The 13,775-nt window shown below is 64.4% G+C and carries 12 protein-coding genes; 7 read left to right on the forward strand and 5 right to left on the reverse strand.

The genetic code is table 11. From position 1 onward, the window contains the following. Window positions 1-148 precede the first annotated feature (148 nt). Together gatC and gatA are read left to right on the forward strand one after the other, a co-directional pair. Complete coding sequence (gene gatC / locus M0639_RS11490) at window positions 149-448, forward strand: Asp-tRNA(Asn)/Glu-tRNA(Gln) amidotransferase subunit GatC (RefSeq protein ID WP_003944747.1); 300 nt, start codon at window positions 149-151, stop codon at window positions 446-448. Beyond that, entirely contained in the window at window positions 445-1,923 is a 1,479-nt protein-coding gene (gene gatA, locus M0639_RS11495; RefSeq protein ID WP_007729384.1) for an Asp-tRNA(Asn)/Glu-tRNA(Gln) amidotransferase subunit GatA, read from the forward strand. The genes gatC and gatA overlap by 4 nt, the downstream gene beginning before the upstream one ends. Window positions 1,924-1,980: 57 nt before the next feature. Here the strand turns inward: gatA and M0639_RS11500 are convergent, their stop codons facing one another. After that, window positions 1,981-3,369 carry an alpha/beta-hydrolase family protein gene (locus M0639_RS11500; protein ID WP_064075203.1) on the reverse strand — a complete coding sequence of 463 codons (1,389 nt, stop codon included), beginning with the start codon at window positions 3,367-3,369 and terminating at the stop codon, window positions 1,981-1,983. After that, on the reverse strand, window positions 3,366-4,040 hold the full coding sequence (locus M0639_RS11505) for a hypothetical protein (protein WP_030535405.1): 675 nt from the start codon (window positions 4,038-4,040) through the stop codon (window positions 3,366-3,368). Before M0639_RS11505 ends, M0639_RS11500 begins: the two co-directional genes overlap by 4 nt. Window positions 4,041-4,204: 164 nt before the next feature. On the opposite strand from M0639_RS11505, the gene M0639_RS11510 reads away from it, so the two are divergent. The 4 genes from M0639_RS11510 to gatB all read left to right on the forward strand — a co-directional run bounded on the left by M0639_RS11510 (window position 4,205) and on the right by gatB (window position 8,835). Further along, a complete protein-coding gene (locus tag M0639_RS11510) occupies window positions 4,205-5,479 on the forward strand; it encodes a sensor histidine kinase (protein ID WP_030535406.1) in 1,275 nt (424 codons plus the stop codon). A gap of 9 nt (window positions 5,480-5,488) precedes the next feature. Beyond that, a complete protein-coding gene (locus M0639_RS11515) occupies window positions 5,489-6,151 on the forward strand; it encodes a response regulator (RefSeq protein ID WP_007729374.1) in 663 nt (220 codons plus the stop codon). Window positions 6,152-6,266: 115 nt separating this feature from the next. Next, window positions 6,267-7,298 (forward strand): ATP-dependent 6-phosphofructokinase, encoded by a 1,032-nt coding sequence (locus tag M0639_RS11520; protein WP_003944711.1) that lies wholly within the window; start codon window positions 6,267-6,269, stop codon window positions 7,296-7,298. A 25-nt stretch (window positions 7,299-7,323) separates the two neighbouring features. Then, window positions 7,324-8,835 carry an Asp-tRNA(Asn)/Glu-tRNA(Gln) amidotransferase subunit GatB gene (gene gatB, locus M0639_RS11525; protein WP_007729370.1) on the forward strand — a complete coding sequence of 504 codons (1,512 nt, stop codon included), beginning with the start codon at window positions 7,324-7,326 and terminating at the stop codon, window positions 8,833-8,835. Between the two features lie 88 nt (window positions 8,836-8,923). Here gatB and M0639_RS11530 read toward each other — a convergent pair whose 3' ends face one another. Together M0639_RS11530 and M0639_RS11535 are read right to left on the reverse strand one after the other, a co-directional pair. Next, the gene (locus M0639_RS11530; protein ID WP_030535408.1) at window positions 8,924-9,970 is read right to left on the reverse strand and encodes an NAD(P)-dependent alcohol dehydrogenase; all 1,047 of its coding nucleotides are present in this window, start codon (window positions 9,968-9,970) and stop codon (window positions 8,924-8,926) included. 127 nt (window positions 9,971-10,097) lie between these two features. Next, window positions 10,098-11,228 carry a PQQ-dependent sugar dehydrogenase gene (locus M0639_RS11535; RefSeq protein ID WP_003944688.1) on the reverse strand — a complete coding sequence of 377 codons (1,131 nt, stop codon included), beginning with the start codon at window positions 11,226-11,228 and terminating at the stop codon, window positions 10,098-10,100. Between the two features lie 90 nt (window positions 11,229-11,318). Here M0639_RS11535 and M0639_RS11540 point away from each other — a divergent pair, with 90 nt between their 5' ends. After that, window positions 11,319-12,146: a DoxX family protein gene (locus tag M0639_RS11540; RefSeq protein ID WP_082893271.1), complete on the forward strand. Its 828-nt coding sequence runs from the start codon at window positions 11,319-11,321 to the stop codon at window positions 12,144-12,146. A gap of 68 nt (window positions 12,147-12,214) precedes the next feature. Here the strand turns inward: M0639_RS11540 and M0639_RS11545 are convergent, their stop codons facing one another. After that, window positions 12,215-13,750, reverse strand: a complete 1,536-nt coding sequence (locus M0639_RS11545) for an amino acid permease (RefSeq protein WP_003944693.1) — start codon at window positions 13,748-13,750, stop codon at window positions 12,215-12,217. Window positions 13,751-13,775 lie beyond the last annotated feature (25 nt).

The following is a 13,775-nucleotide window of genomic DNA, read 5'->3' on the forward strand; positions in this document are numbered from 1 at the left end:
GCGAAACACACTGCGGGCTTTCGGCGTGGCGATCGACACAGTGAGCGTGCTCGTCGTTCGATACAGCGGGCGTGCTTACAGGTCTGTCGCGGCGAGCAACTAGGCTGGACCGGCAATGTTCACGTCCTCTTCCGAAAGGGGCCCCGCGGTGCCTGCCATCTCCCGTGACGAGGTCGCGCACCTCGCGCGGCTGTCCAGACTCGCCCTGTCCGATGCCGAACTCGACGAGTTCGCCGGTCAGTTGGATTCGATTCTCAACCACGTCAAGGTGGTCACCGAGGTTGCGGCCGACGACGTCCCGCCCATGGCGAATCCCAATGCCGTCACCAACGTGACGCGCCCCGACGTGATCGTGCCCGGGTTGACCCCCGAGCAGGCATTGTCCGGAGCACCCGCAGTCGAACAGGATCGCTTTGCGGTTCCGCAGATCCTTGGAGAGGGCGAATGACCGATCTGACCACGCTGGACGCCGCTGAGCTTGCCGGCAAGATCCACTCGCGTGAGGTGTCCTCCGTAGAGGTCACGCAGGCGCATCTCGACCGCATCGCGGCCGTCGACACCGAGTACCACGCCTTCCTGCACGTTGCAGGCGAACAGGCTCTCGAAGCCGCCGCAGCAGTGGACAACTCGCTCGCAGGCGGAAACGAACCAGCTTCGGCACTCGCCGGCGTTCCGATCGCGTTGAAGGACATCTTCACCACGACGGACATGCCGACCACCTGTGCGTCGAAAATTCTCGAAGGCTGGGTCGCGCCGTACGACGCGACTCTGACCTCCAAGCTGCGCGCTGCCGGCATCCCGATCCTCGGCAAGACGAACCTCGACGAGTTCGCGATGGGCTCTTCGACCGAGAACTCGGCCTTCGGCCCGACGCGTAACCCGTGGGACGTCACCCGCATCCCCGGTGGCTCGGGCGGCGGTAGCGCAGCGGCGCTCGCGTCCCGTCAGGCCCCGCTGGCCATCGGCACTGACACCGGCGGTTCGATCCGTCAGCCCGCTGCGGTCACCGCGACGGTCGGAACCAAGCCGACGTACGGAACTGTCTCACGCTTCGGACTCGTCGCGTGCGCGTCCTCGCTCGATCAGGGCGGTCCCTGTGGCCGCACCGTGCTCGACACCGCTCTGCTGCACGAGGTCATCGCCGGGCACGATCCGCGTGACTCCACGTCCATCGACGCCCCCGTGCGTCCGGTGGTCGCTGCGGCACGTGAAGGTGCAGCCGGCGACCTGCGCGGCGTCAAAGTCGGTGTGGTCAAGGAACTTCACTCCGACAGCTACCAGCCCGGCGTCATCGCTTCCTTCGACGCTGCTGTCGAGCAACTCAAGGCTTTGGGCGCCGAAGTTGTCGAGGTTTCGTGCCCGAGCTTCGAGCATGCGCTCGCGTCGTACTACCTGGTGCTGCCCAGTGAGGTCTCGTCCAACCTGGCTCGCTTCGACGCCATGCGCTACGGACTGCGTGTCGACGACGGCAACATGAGTGCCGACCAGGTCATGGCGGCAACCCGCGCTGCCGGTTTCGGTCCGGAGGTCAAGCGCCGCATCATGATCGGCACCTACGCACTGTCCTCGGGCTACTACGACGCCTACTACGGTTCGGCGCTCAAGGTTCGTACGCTCATCGCGCGCGATTTCGACAAGGCCTACGAGAAGGTGGACGTACTGGTCTCGCCGACCAGCCCGTTCACGCCGTGGAAGTTGGGGGAGAAGGTCGGCGATCCGTTGGCCATGTACCTCTCGGACCTGTGCACGTTGCCGACCAACCTGGCCGGACACTGCGCGATGTCGGTGCCCTCGGGCCTGTCCGCGGACGACAACCTGCCGGTGGGCTTGCAGATCATGGCGCCCGCCATGGCTGACGAGCGCCTCTACCGTGTCGGTGCGGCCTACGAAGCTGCACGCGGCCCGATCGCGACTGCAGTCTGACCTGTTTGCTGTGCGCCTTTATCAACCCCCCGCGGTTAATAAAGGCGCACAGCAGTTTCAGGAGCAAGTTCTCAGGGCCGTCCCCTGATCGGTTCCGTAGCGATGGCCGTGACCGGCGGGGACACCGAGCGAACCGAGCATGTCGACGGTGGTCTGCAAGAACGTGACACCCGGGATCCACTGCGGGATCGGTGCATCTTGCACGGCACGGCTCAGATCCGGCTTCTGCGTCGCGAGGGCGGGGGACCACCACACCACCGGGTCGGAAGTGTTCGCTAGGACGGTTGCGCCGTCCGTCCGTGTCGCGCCGGCCGGGGGACCTGCCCACAACACGTCGCACGGGACGATGGGACTGCCCTCGGACAGTGCGGCGCTGCCGCCGACGGCGCCGAGGCTCTGTCCGTAGAGGAACAGGTCCGGTCGATCCTCGGCGGGCATAGCGGCAATGTGGCTGCCGACGGCGGTGAACAGAGCGGTTGCCGATTCTTCGGCATCGTCGCGGCTGAACAGGAATGTCGCCCAACTGGGTGCGTCGGAGTATTGCTGCCCGACTATTGCGACGTCGCCGCCGAACCGTTGCTCGATACCGGCGACTGCATGCGTGTCGATCCACCCCGATCCGGTCGGAACGGCCACTACGACGCTGTTGCGGGCAAAGCCGCCGACGCGATCGAGTTCGCTCACCGCGAGAGCGGCACGTGATGCAGTGTCGGGTGCCGAATCCAAACCGGCGTAGACACGCACCGAGTCTTCGCCTGCTGCGACGAACTTGCGTCCCTCCGCGCCCATCGACGTCCACGAGATGAGCGATTCGGAGCTGCCTGTCGCGGAGGCCGAAAGTGGCTGTGTCAGAGCGGTGTCGATGTACGCGTTGGACTTGTCGAACGAATCGGAGAGACCGTTCCACACGGCGGGACCGACTACCAACTGCACTCCGAGAACACCCATGACCAGTGCGCCGACGCTCCGCGCGAAACCCATCCACCGCAGCGCCTTCGAAATTCCGATCCCGATGCCCCAGAGACCAAGTGCGGTCAGTGCTGCAATGCAACCCGCCTCCGCCCAGTGGAGAAGTCCGGCAGACGGTGCGCCCATCGCCGCTCGCAACGAGTTCTGCCAACCGGCGGCGGCGAACATCGCAACTGCGGTGCCGGCAGTCGACAACCCGAACGCGGTGATGCGCCAATGACGTTCGTCGAATCGGGCCTTGACCCGGTCGGGGACGAGCCGACGGGCTACCGCGGAAAACGCCCACATCGCCAGTAGTCCGGCCGCGACGAGCAGACCGCTGAACACCCCTTGTAGTACGGCTGATCGCGGCAGGAGTCCGGGAGCCAGCGAGATGGCGGACATCGCTGCCACGGCGACGCTCGTGGACACGCGGGGGAGTGCGAGCGCCCCGACTCGGGCGAGGACGGGGGTCCGTGACGCATTCAGAACGCTCATGCTGCAATCGCTTTCGGGGAGTAGGAGAACTCGTTCGACGGGTCGAGGCGCCGCGATCGCATCAGGGTGAAGCCGAAGGCGGAGACTGCCAGAACACCGGCCGTGCCGTAACCGAATCCCGATTCCGCGACCGGCGTCAGATAGCTTTGGCGCCAGGAGTTTCCGTTCACAGCCGTGACGGCTACATCGGCCATCGCGAAGCAATACCCTCGTGAGAGAAAGGACGTGCGGTCTTCACACGCGGCATGCATTCGCTGGTCGAGCTGACCGTCGAGGACCTGACGTGCCCACGGCCCCAGTTCCGTTCCATGCGAATGCGCGTAGCGGAGTAGGTCGTAGCCGAGATCGTGCGCTTTGCAGGCCGAGTCGAATTCGTCGGGAAGTGGGACCGGCGACGAGCAGTCGCCGTGGGGATTGGCGAGGTATCCGTCGACGACGGCGGGGGTGTAACCGGCGAATGCCGCAAAGTCCGCCGGGATGGTGGTCGCAGCGTCAGCGGCATCCGCAGTAGTCACGGTGGCGATCGCCCTGGATGCGTTCGAATTCTCGGTGCGGGGCGACTGGGCTCCGCTCGCTCCGGCAGTGACAGTGATCGCTGCCGTTGCAGCCAGCGCCAGGGCAGCCCAGGTGCCGGCGCTTCGAGAGAGGTCTTTCACCCGTGTGATCCGCATGCCGTTCACGCTATGAACGGACAATCCTGACGGTCATCGCTCTGTGGAGGGGTTCTCCGACGCGCATTCGGGTGAGAATTCCCTCCCCTGTGATACCTCGGAGGTAGGGGGATCTCACTCTGCAGTATGAGGACTTTCGGGGTTCGCCTTCATAGGCTTGACGAGTGATCAAGGTCCGTAGGAAGAACAAGGGTGCACCGGATGTGCCCGCGCCGACATACGCCACCGCCGGGTCGATGCTGTCCGGCCTCGACGGGGCGGTCGTTCATTCGGAGAAAGTGCGTCGGGCAACCAGTTTCGTGGCCCGCGGTCAGTTCTGGAACATCGTCATCGTAGCGATCACTCTGATCCTCTATTCGATTGCCTGGCCGACACTGCAACTGACGCATCATGTTTCGCCGCCGATCATGCCCTTCGTCGCCGCGTTGGCTGCATTTCCGTTCGTCCTGATCCGGATCAACGCTCCGTTGGGGTGGGCGGTGTCGGCGGTCTCGGCGTTGATCATCCCGTTGGTGTTCGACAACACTCCCGGTTACGACTACCCGTGGCAGGTCGTCCACATCATCGTGCTGATGTCGTTGCTGGCCGCAGTGAGTCTGCGGGCGCCCATTCAGGTTGTCGGTGTCGCCTGGATCGCCACAGTGCTGCTCTTCCTCGGCAACGCCCCGGGAAGCGACGGCGCCGGTTGGGCTGTCGGGCTGAGTGCCCTGGTCGTCTTCTGCCTGTTGATCCGCTGGTTGGTTCTCTCGCGCCGCCAGTTGGCCAAGCAGGAGGAAGTCAGTGAACTCGAACGCACTCGACGCACGATCCTCGAGGAGAAGGCGCGGATCGCGCGCGACTTGCACGACATCGTGGCCCACCACATGTCGATGGTGGTCGTGCAAGCTCAGAGTGCGCCGTACAGACTCGATGCAGTCACTCCGGAGATCCGAACCGAATTCGAATCGATAAGTGAGACAGGGCGAGCAGCGCTCAACGAGATTCGTGGTCTCCTCGGAGTCCTGCGCAGCGACGGGGACACCGTGGTGACGGCTCCACAACCGGGCGTCGACCAGTTGGACGACCTGTTGCTCGGCAGTACCCGTGCCGGTTTGCCGGTATCGTGGCGAGTCGACGGCGATCGAGCGTCGGTCTCGGAATCCACGGGCCTTGCGCTCTACCGGATCATTCAGGAGTCGATCACCAACGCGGCCAGGCATTCGCCAGGCGGACCCATCGAGGTCGCCGTGGCCTTCGGTCCGCAATCGGTGAGCGCGCTCGTGAACAACGGACCTTCGCCATTGGGTGGCAATCAGCACTCGGCGTCGGAAACCACTGGTGGCAACGGAATCCGCGGAATGCGCGAGCGGGCTTCGGCGGTGGGCGGCATGCTGCTGGCAAACCGGCGACAGGACGGAGGGTTCGAGGTCCGGGCCGAGTTGCCGTCGATGCCCGCCTAGGCTGTCCGAGTGCCCATCACAGTATTCATCGCAGACGACCAGGCGATGGTTCGACAAGGGTTCGGAGCCCTACTCTCCGCCCAGCCCGACATCAGCGTGATCGGCGATGCGCCGGACGGCAAGATCGCCGTCGCCGAGGTCGCGCGATTGCGTCCGGATGTGGTCTTGATGGATGTTCGCATGCCCGAGATGAACGGACTCGACGCTGCCCGCCAGATTCTGTCCGCCGGATGGGAACCGCCGGTGCGAGTCCTCATGCTCACCACTTTCGACATCGACGACTACGTCTACGAGGCCCTGAGCGTCGGAGCGAGCGGGTTCATGCTCAAGGACGCACCGGCTGAGGAACTGATTCGGGCGGTACGCGTCGTTGCCGAAGGGCAGGCCTTGCTGGCGCCGACGGTGACTCGGCGTCTGATTGCCGATGTGACCAGCCGGCGGGCGGCCCCGCGCGCACGGCCCGCAGCGCTGGACGCCCTGACCCCGCGTGAGCGCGAGGTCCTCGAACTGATCGCCCGCGGATTGTCCAACGTCGAGATCGCCGAGCGGCTGTTCGTCGCCGAGCAGACCGTCAAGACCCATGTCGGGAAGGTGCTGTCGAAGCTCGATCTGCGCGATCGCGCCCAGGCAGTCGTGTTGGCGTACGAAAGCGGGCTCGTCACGCCGGGTTAGTGGCCCCGTGCGGCGCGGCGTTGCGGCTCGGCAACGCCGCTATCCTGCGGCAATACGGTGACTGGGGGAAGATGGACACCAAGATCCACAATCCGGTCACGAGAGGTGCTGCACTATGCGAATCGGAATCCTCACGGGCGGCGGCGACTGCCCGGGCTTGAACGCGGTCATCCGCGCCGTCGTACGTACGTCGGCCGGTCGTTACGGCAGTACCGTGGTCGGATTCCGGGACGGCTGGCGAGGATTGCTCGAGGACCGCAAGGTCCCGCTCGACTCCGATGACCGCATCAACCGCATCCTCACCCGCGGCGGCACGATCCTCGGCACCGCTCGCGTGAACCCCGACAAACTCCGTGCGGGCCTCGATCAGATCAAGCAGACTCTCGACGACAACGGGATCGACGTCCTGATCCCGATCGGCGGCGAAGGCACACTCACCGCGGCCAGTTGGCTTTCCGAGAGCGGCGTACCCGTGATCGGTGTGCCCAAGACGATCGACAACGACATCGATTGCACTGACGTGACTTTCGGTTTCGACACCGCATTGGCTGTCGCCACCGACGCCATCGACAGGCTCCACACCACGGCCGAATCGCACCAGCGCGTCATGCTCGTCGAGGTCATGGGCCGGCATGCGGGCTGGATCGCGCTGCAGGCCGGGCTGGCGTCGGGGGCACACCTGACTCTGGTTCCGGAACAGCCGTTCGACGTCGACGAGGTGTGCGCGATGGTCAAGAAGCGCTTCCAGCGTGGCGACTCCCACTTCATCTGCGTCGTGGCTGAAGGTGCGATGCCCGATCCCACGTCGATGACTCTGCGCGAAGGTGGCATAGACGAGTTCGGCCACAAGATCTTCACCGGTGTCGCGCAGCAGCTCGGAAACGAGATCGAGCGCCGCATCGGCAAGGAAGTTCGCACCACCGTCCTCGGGCACATTCAGCGCGGTGGCACCCCGACGCCGCACGACCGCATCCTCGCCACTCGCTTCGGCGTTCATGCCACCGACGCAGCTCACCGCGGAGATTTCGGTCAGATGGTCGCGTTGCACGGAACGTCCATCGACCTCGTTCCGCTCGCCGAGGCGACCCGCAAACTCAAGACGGTGCCCAAGGAGCGCTACGAGGAGGCAGCCGCATTCTTCGGCTGAGCCGCAGACGCATAAACTGATCACCATGACTGCTGTCGATGCGCCCGACATCCTCGATTACGACGAAGTACTGACCAAGTACGAGCCTGTGATGGGTATGGAGGTGCACGTAGAACTCGGCACCGCGACCAAGATGTTCTGCCCGTGCCCCACCGAGTTCGGTGCCGAACCCAATACCCAGGTGTGCCCGGTCTGTCTGGGCATGCCCGGTTCGTTGCCGGTGGTGAACGCAGCCGCTGTCGAGTCCGCGATCCGGATCGGCCTTGCGCTCAACTGCTCCATCACGCCGTGGGGCCGATTCGCACGCAAGAACTACTTCTACCCGGATCAGCCGAAGAACTACCAGATCTCCCAGTACGACGAGCCGATCGCAACCGAGGGTTACCTCGACGTGATCCTCGACGACGGCACGACGTGGCGCGTCGAGATCGAGCGCGCCCACATGGAGGAGGACACCGGTAAGTCCCTCCACGTGGGTGGCGCTACCGGTCGTATCCACGGTGCCAGCCATTCGCTGCTCGACTACAACCGTGCGGGCGTTCCCTTGGTGGAGATCGTCACCAAGACCATCCACGGTGCCGGTGAGCGCGCCCCCGAGGTTGCTCGCGCGTACGTCACGGCGCTTCGTGATCTGCTGAAGTCCCTCGACGTCTCCGACGTCCGCATGGATCAGGGATCGATGCGCTGCGACGCCAACATCTCCCTCATGCCGATCGGTTCCACCGAACTGGGGACCCGCACCGAGACCAAGAACGTCAACTCCCTCAAGAGCGTCGAGGTCGCAGTTCGCTACGAAATGCGCCGTCAGGCAGCAGTTCTCGACGCCGGCGGTGAGGTCATCCAGGAGACCCGCCATTTCCAGGAAGGCGACGGCACCACCGCAGCGGGACGCCGGAAGGAAACGGCCGAGGACTACCGCTACTTCCCGGAACCGGATCTCGAGCCCGTCGCTCCGAGCGCCGAGTGGGTCGAAGAACTGCGCGGTACCTTGCCGGAGCTTCCCTGGATTCGCCGTGCGCGGATCCAGAAGGACTGGGGAATCTCCGACGAGGTCATGCGCGACCTCGTCAACGCCGGTGCCATCGATCTGGTGATCGCGACCACCGAGGCCGGTGCTTCGCCCGAGGCAGCGCGCTCCTGGTGGCTGTCCTACCTGTCACAGCAGGCGAACACCCGTGGCGTCGAACTCGGCGCTCTGCCGATCACCCCGGCGCAGGTTGCCCAGGTCGTAGCTCTCATCGACAGCGGCAAGCTCAACAACAAAGTGGCTCGCCAGGTCGTCGATCACGTCCTCGACGGCGAGGGTGACCCGGAGCAGGTTGTCGCGGCCCACCCGGAGTTGGTCGTCGAACGTGACGAAACCAAGCTCAAGGCAGCCGTCGACGAAGCGCTCGCAGCGAACCCCGACATCGCGGACAAGATTCGCAGTGGCAAGGTGCAGGCCGCCGGAAAGATCGTCGGCGACGTCATGAAGGCCACTCGTGGACAGGCAGACGCGGCTCGTGTGAAGGAACTTGTCATCGAGGCGTGCAGCTAGCGCACACTGAATTTCTGACACTGATGCCCGGCCGAATCGAATTCGGCCGGGCATCAGTGTTTTTCGCTGTCGTTTTGCCGCTGTCGGTCTACAGACCAGGGACCACAACCGCGCGGCCGCTGAGCGTTCCGGCGGCCAGTCGTCGATACGCTTCGGCGCCGTTGTCGAGACTGAAGGTCTCCACCGCGATGTCGAAGATGCCGGCGTGCGCCAGGTCGATCAATTCGATCAGCTCGTTGCGGGCACCCCAATACGGAACTGTCACCGAAGCCTCGTAAGGACTTTGGAAGAACCCGACTTTGGCATGGGCCTGCCCGTCGCCGATCCCGACGATCGTGACGTCCGATCCGACGCCGGCGACAGCCATCGCGGTGTCGATGGTGGGCTGATAGCCGACGAAGTCGAGAACCAGTGCGGCGCCCTGACTTCCGGTGATACTGCGGACGTTCTCGGCCGCGTCCTTGTCGGACAGAACCACTTCGTGAGCGCCTACCTTGGTTGCCAGTTCGAGCTTGTCCGCGCTCACGTCGAGTGCGATGACGGTTGCTGCCGAGAGGTGGCGGAGGAGTTGGATGGCGACATGGCCGAGACCGCCGGTACCGATGACGACGGCGTACGAGCCACCGCGAAGTTTCGGCAGTGAACGCTTGATCGCGTGATACGGAGTCAGACCGGCGTCGGTCAGCGGCACCGTCTTGACCGGATCGAGGTCGCCGATCGGGACGAGGTGGCGAGGTGAATCGACGATCATGAATTCGGCCAACGCGCCGGGTGCACCGAGACCAGGAGGATTGATGCCGAGTTCTTTTGCTCGAGAACAGTAGTTTTCGAGTCCTTGCGAGCAGTGCCAACAGCTGCCACAGCCCCAGGGTCCGTAGACGACGACATTGGTTCCGATGTCGAGCCCTTCGACGCCCTCGCCGACGGCGGCGACCCGGCCGGCGCCCTCGTGGCCGAGCGTGAGAGGAAGGCCGTAGGTGTACTGCTCCTCGGGCAGGCTCATGATGAAGTCGTCCGAGTGGCAGACGCCGGCAGCGGTGACTTCCAGGAGCACTTCACCTGGACCGGGCTCGGGTTTGGGAATCTCCGTGAGTTCGGGTTCTGCGCCGATTCTCGTGTACTGGATTGCCTTCATACCGACTCCTTTGTCGTGGTTGGGCCAACCGGTCCTGGCAAATGCGTGGTGTTTAGCCCCGCTAACAAAAGAGTACGCATCTGTGCATGTTCGGTCACGGGATCCGTGACCGAACAGACATGGCGGCTCAGTCGATCCCGCCGCTGCCACTCGGCATCGGGATCTTGACCACCTTGTCGTCGTTCGGACCCGGCTCGCCCGCGGTTTTGTTTATCGTGCTCGCCCACATCAAACCGTCGGATCCGAGTGCCAAACCGCCCAGCTGGCCGTACGTGTCTTTCGCCACTGCCGACGGCGCGGTCGTAACTGCTCCTGTTCCTGGATCTGCGGCCAGCGCCGAGATCGCTTTGCCGGCCCCCAGCGCGACAGCTACCACTCCCTGCGCCGCGATGCACCCGCCGACTCCGGGTCGGTCGGGCCACGTCCACGCGGGGGATGTCACCGTGCCGTCGGCGCCGACGCGTTGGAGGCGATCCTCGAGAGTGGTTCGGTCCGTGACCCACGTCGCGATTCCCGGATCGACGCACACGCCGCCGCCGTTTCCGATTCCGGACAGAACAACTTCCGGGCGAGGCGGCGCAGCGTTGGGTGTCAGCGATCGGACCCGCAAGAGTTTCCCCGCCAACGAGGCGGGATCCTGAGCAACCGCAGGGTTTCCGGTATCGCCTGTCAGAACCATGAGCTGGTCCGGGGCCGCGAACTCCAGTGACCCGCCGTTGCCGCTCGCGCCGCGCGGGATTCCACCGAGTACTTCCTTGGCGGTGTCACCCGGAGCGATGCGGACCACCCGGTTGTCCGTTCCGGTGGTGACGTAGGCATAGATCAGGTTGTCTTCGACAAACGTGGGGGAGAGTGCGATGTCGAGAAGGCCGCCGTCACCGCTGCCGTCGACGTCGATCTTGGCTACCTCGACCGGTGTCGTGTTGGGAGCTACCTGCATGATCCGGCCGGTCCGCCGTTCGGCGACCAGTCCGGAGTTCCCGTCCGGGAGTGTGACGAGCCCACCCGTGGTGTCGAGACAGGTTGCGATCACGGCGGTGTCGGCATCCTGACACGGTCCGAGGGGGCCGGTCCGCGGCGCCGGCGGCGTGGTCGACGGCGGCGGGTTCTCCGGCTGCACTTCCGCGCTGGCCTGGTTGGTCGGTTCGGGTGTGAACGGCGAGGCAGTCGATTCGTCGAAGTCGGCGCAACCTGCGAGCAACGATGTCCCGAGCACCAGCGCCAGTGCGCCCAGCGCTGCATGCCTACCCGTAGTCATGCCCAAGACGTTACGTAATGCACGGCAGATGCCGCCACGCCGGACCAAGGTTCCCCGTCGAGTTCGTGAATCGGTCATAGGCTCACCTACGTGACTGACGAGCGAAAAGATCCCAGCGAGTTGTCGGATGCGGACAAGCCGACGGGCAATGTGTCCAGTCCGTATGATTCGCCCACCGAACAATTTCCGACGGTGAGCGCCAAGAATCCGTTGCCGCGGACCGACGACGATCTCGATTTCGGTTCCACGAACGCGAACTCCCTGACCGAACAGATACCGACATACCGAGCACCTGGCGCGGATCAGCCGACCGTGGCTCTCGAGCGTGAGACGGCGTACGACGCTCCGATCGCCGCCGTCCCCACCGCCGAAGCCGTGGCAGGTACAACTGAGTCTCCGCGGGGCCGAGGCACTCTCGACCTCGGGTTGCTTGCACTGCGATTGGCCGTCGGTGGAACTGCGTTGGTGCACGGTCTGCAGAAGTTGACCGGTGTCTGGAACGGGCCGGGGCTGAACGGGTTCGAGTCGATGCTGGCGGACGCCGGGTTCCAGCAGGCGAAGTGGATGGCGATACTCGGCGCCGTCGGTGAAGTCGCAGGTGGCGCCCTCCTGATCCTCGGGTTGCTGACTCCCGTTGCGGCAGCGTCGGTTCTGGCGGTGATGATCAATGCGTGGGCGCTGCGTCAGGCGAGCGCACCCGGCCTGGAGTACTTCGCCCCGGCCGGGACCGAGTACGAGATGCTGCTCGGAATCTGTGCGGGCGTCATCATTTTGACGGGACCAGGTCGTATTGCGCTCGACGGTCGTCGTGGCTGGGCAACTCGTCCGTTTATCGGATCGCTCGTGGTTTTGATCCTTGGTATCGCTGCCGGCGTCTGCACCTGGATCTTCCTGAACGGTGCCAATCCGCTCATCTGAAACTCGCGCCGTCGAACAAACGAACCGCCGCTCTCCGAATCGGAGAGCGGCGGTTCGTTTGTGAAGGATCAGTCCTTGACGAGTACCGGGTCGGCGTTCGCGGACGGGATGGCCGTTCCGTCCTTGAGCTTGCGACCGAGGACCGACTTGCGGTGACCGTAGGCGAAGTACACGAGCACACCGATGGCCATCCAGACGAGGAACCGGATCCAGGTCTCGACCGAGAGGTTGAGCATCAGCCAACCGCAGGCGAGCACGGCGACGATCGGAACGAACGGCACCAGCGGGACGCGGAATCCGCGCGGCAGGTCGGGGCGGGTGCGGCGAAGGACGATGACACCGACACAAACCAGGACGAAGGCGAACAGCGTTCCGATGTTGACCATCTCTTCGAGCGTGCCCATCGGGAAGAAGGCTGCCAGGACGGCGACGATGCCACCGACGATCAACGTGATGCGCATCGGGATGCCCTTGGCGTTGGTCTTGGCCAGGCTGCGCGGCATGAGTCCGTCACGGGACATGGCGAAGAGGACGCGGGTCTGGCCGAGCATCATGACCATGACAACTGTCGTGAGGCCGGCCAGGCCACCGAAGTTGATGGCGGTTTGTGCCCAACCGATTCCGTTGGCCTCGAATGCGGTTGCGAGGGTGGCGCTGGAATCGCCGACCAGCGGACTGCCGTCCTTGAGTTCGGTGTACTTGACCATGCCGGTCAGTACGAGCGTGACGGCAACGTAGAGAACCGTGACGATGGCGAGCGAGCCGAAGATTCCTCGCGGCAACGACTTCTGCGGGTTCTTGGTTTCCTCGGCGGTGGTGGCGACGACGTCGAAACCGATGAAGGCAAAGAACACGAGGCTGGCGGCTGCGAGCAATCCGTAAGCGCCGTAGCTGCTTCCGCCTGCGCCGGTCAGCCAGGAGAACAAGGTCTGATGGATTCCGCTTGCAGAACTCTCGGTTCCTTCGGACGGCGGGATGAAGGGGGAGTAGTTCTCCTTCTTGATGTAGAACGCGCCCACGACGATGACGAGCAGGACTACTGCGATCTTGATCGCGGTGATGATTGCGGAGACTCGCGAGGAAACCTTGGTGCCGATCGCGAGGATCAGCGTGATCGCGCCGATGATAAGCAGAGCGCCCCAGTCGAAGCTGATCGAACCGATGTGGGCGGTGGTGCTTCCGCTGGCCCCGATGACGTTGCCGAGGTACAGCGACCAGCCTTTGCCGACGACGGCGGACGCGAGAGCGAACTCGAGAATGAGGTCCCAGCCGATGATCCAGGCGGCGAACTCCCCGAACGTGGCGTAGGAGAACGTGTATGCGCTGCCTGCGACGGGGACGGTGGAGGCGAACTCCGCGTAACACAGCGCGGCGAGGCCACAGGCGATGGCAGCGAGAACGAATGCCAGTGAAATGGAGGGTCCTGCGACATTGCCTGCGGTTCGAGCAGTCAGCGTGAAGATGCCTGCGCCGATGACGACGGCGACTCCGAATACCGTGAGGTCCTTCGCGGTCAGTTCCTTCTTGAGCTTTGTCTCAGGCTCGTCGGTGTCCGCGATCGATTGCTCGACGGATTTGGTGCGCCATATGCCGACTCCGGGCATGTATTGCTCCTTGGTTGTTTCCCGT

This window comes from Rhodococcus qingshengii JCM 15477 (genome assembly GCF_023221595.1).
GTDB classification, from domain to species: domain Bacteria; phylum Actinomycetota; class Actinomycetes; order Mycobacteriales; family Mycobacteriaceae; genus Rhodococcus_F; species Rhodococcus_F qingshengii.